We start from the raw sequence: 849 nt of genomic DNA on the forward strand, positions 1-849 counted from the left end.
GGGCCGGGGCGACCGAGGAGTTGACGACGGGCACCGCGGTGGTGTCGCGCGGGGCGCGCTCCAGGGCGGGGGCCGCGACGACCTCGGGGACGACCACGGGCGCCGGCGCCGGGGCGCTGGCGAAGGTGACCGTCGTGGTGGCGGTCGTGGCGGTGGCCGTCGCCGGGGCGGAGACCACCCCGGGGGCGGTGGTGCCGAAGGCGGCGGGCACGGCGGTGGAGGCCGAGCCGACGGTGGTGGCGACCCGGGCCGGGGCGGTGCCGGGAGCGGCACCGGCGGGCAGGGCGACGGAGACGAGGAGACCACCGGCCGCGACGGCGACGGCGCCGCAGCGGGCGGCACCACCGGTGGTGCGGGCGACGGTGTCACCGAGGTCGGACAGGGGCGTGAGTGCACGAACGTGGGCGCGGTGGCGCGCCTGGACGCGAGTCGTCAAGGTGGTGGCCTCTCCGACGCCTGCGAGGTGAGCTGTCGGGTTCGGGCGGGAAGGTCGCCCGGCCGGTTCGCACCGGCTTCACCCCGAGGACTGCGACGGCCCGGCTGGCCGCGACGCTGCCCGGAAAGTGGTTCCCCCACCCCTGCCATGAACTGTCTCGGGGGACCTCGTCGCGGTGGCAGGGCTCGGCGTCCGCGAGAGGGCGTCCGCGCGCGATGTCGCGGAGGCGGGTGGACCATAACCCGAGCGGGGCGGGAATGTCACGACCCGGTGACGGGCAGGTGCCCGGGACGTGACGAGCGCCACGCAGCGCCGCACCGCCCGCCGCACCCCGGCACCACCACCCGCACCCCGTGCGAGAGAGCCCCCGCGCGGGGTGCGCGGGGGCTCTGCGGGGGCTCTGCGGGGTCCTG

General features: G+C 78.2%; 1 pseudogene and 1 riboswitch. The pseudogene reads right to left on the reverse strand.

The features are described from left to right. Positions 1-436, reverse strand: a pseudogene (locus tag GTQ99_RS23655) (C40 family peptidase); the annotation flags it as partial. Positions 437-438: 2 nt separating this feature from the next. Further along, a riboswitch (cyclic di-AMP (ydaO/yuaA leader) is annotated at positions 439-609 on the reverse strand. Positions 610-849: the final 240 nt, after the last annotated feature.

This window comes from Kineococcus vitellinus (genome assembly GCF_009906315.1).
GTDB classification, from domain to species: domain Bacteria; phylum Actinomycetota; class Actinomycetes; order Actinomycetales; family Kineococcaceae; genus Kineococcus; species Kineococcus vitellinus.